Source organism: Streptomyces flavofungini, from assembly GCF_041028215.1.
Lineage (GTDB): Bacteria > Actinomycetota > Actinomycetes > Streptomycetales > Streptomycetaceae > Streptomyces > Streptomyces flavofungini_B.
Window position 1 is genome coordinate 1 of sequence record NZ_JASKYR010001355.1, and the last position, 1,092, is coordinate 1,092.

3 protein-coding genes are annotated in these 1,092 nt (G+C 72.9%); 2 read left to right on the forward strand and 1 reads right to left on the reverse strand.

The window, feature by feature from the left end; translation table 11 throughout:
- Both AB8Z36_RS41015 and AB8Z36_RS41020 read left to right on the forward strand, forming a co-directional pair.
- Positions 1-484: helix-turn-helix domain-containing protein (locus AB8Z36_RS41015; RefSeq protein ID WP_369218425.1), on the forward strand; the 484-nt coding region annotated here is incomplete at its 5' end.
- A gap of 59 nt (positions 485-543) precedes the next feature.
- Entirely contained in the window at positions 544-660 is a 117-nt protein-coding gene (locus AB8Z36_RS41020; protein WP_369218427.1) for a DUF6126 family protein, read from the forward strand.
- A gap of 42 nt (positions 661-702) precedes the next feature.
- Here AB8Z36_RS41020 and AB8Z36_RS41025 read toward each other — a convergent pair.
- Positions 703-1,092: tyrosine-protein phosphatase (locus AB8Z36_RS41025; protein ID WP_369218426.1), on the reverse strand; the 390-nt coding region annotated here is incomplete at its 5' end.

Here is a 1,092-nt window from a genome sequence, read left to right on the forward strand (position 1 = left end):
GTCCCGCCTGGAGACCGGGCAGCGCCAGCCCTCGCTGCCGATGCTGCTCGCCCTCGCACGTGTCTACGGTACGACGGTCTCCGAGCTTCTCGGCGAGACCGTCGCCGACCAGGACTCCATCATCCGCGCGGCGGACATGGAGCCCACCCGGGCCGGTGGCTGGACCTACTGGCAGACGGGTGCCCGCGGCCGCTCCATGCAGGCCCTGCGCGTGCACGTGCCGCACGGGGCACAGGGCGACATCGTGCGCGTCCACCCCGGCGAGGAGTGGCTGCACGTCCTCAAGGGGCGGCTGCGGCTGCGCCTGGGCGACACCACGCACGTCCTCGCGCCGGGCGACAGCGCGCACTTCGACTCGCTGACCCCGCACCGGATCGCCGCCGCCGACCAGGACGGCGCCGATCTCCTCTTCGTCCACACGCTGCTCCAGAGCCCCGCCACCGCGGTGTGCCTGGGCGGCCCCACTCCGGGAGAGCCGGCATGAGCGACATCGAACCGCAGCGATCCGTACCGTCGGAGCGGCCCGCCGAGCGCGCCAAGGACATGGAGGAGAAGTTCCCCCGCGCCCTGTGGATCCGCCTGATCATCTACGTGGCCGTCGGCCACCTCTTCGCGGCCTTCATCTACCTGCTGTTCGAGCTGGGGGCGCAGAACCAGTAGCCCGCAGGGGCCTGAGGGGGGTTTGAGCCCGGGACCGGGGGCCTAGTCGAGCAGGCGCTCGCGGAGCCGCTCGCGGGTCTCCGGGGAGATCCCCAGGCCCTCGGCGAGGTAGGCGTCCGTGGAGCCCCAGGTCTGCTCGATCGTCTCGAAGGCGGCGCCCAGATACTCGGCGCGGGCGTCGAAGAGGGGGTTGAGCAGCTCCATGACCTCGGGGGACATCGCGCTCGGGGAGTCGCTCGTGCGGCGTACGCGGTAGCGCCGGTGCGCCGCGTTCGACTCCAGGTAGTCCGCCTCGATGGCGTCCCGCTCCACGCCGACCGCCAGCAGCGTCACGGCTATGGAGAGCCCCGCGCGGTCCTTGCCCGCCGCGCAGTGCATCAGCGCGGGCACGCTGTCCTCGGCGAGCGCGCGCAGGACCCGGCCGTGCTCGGC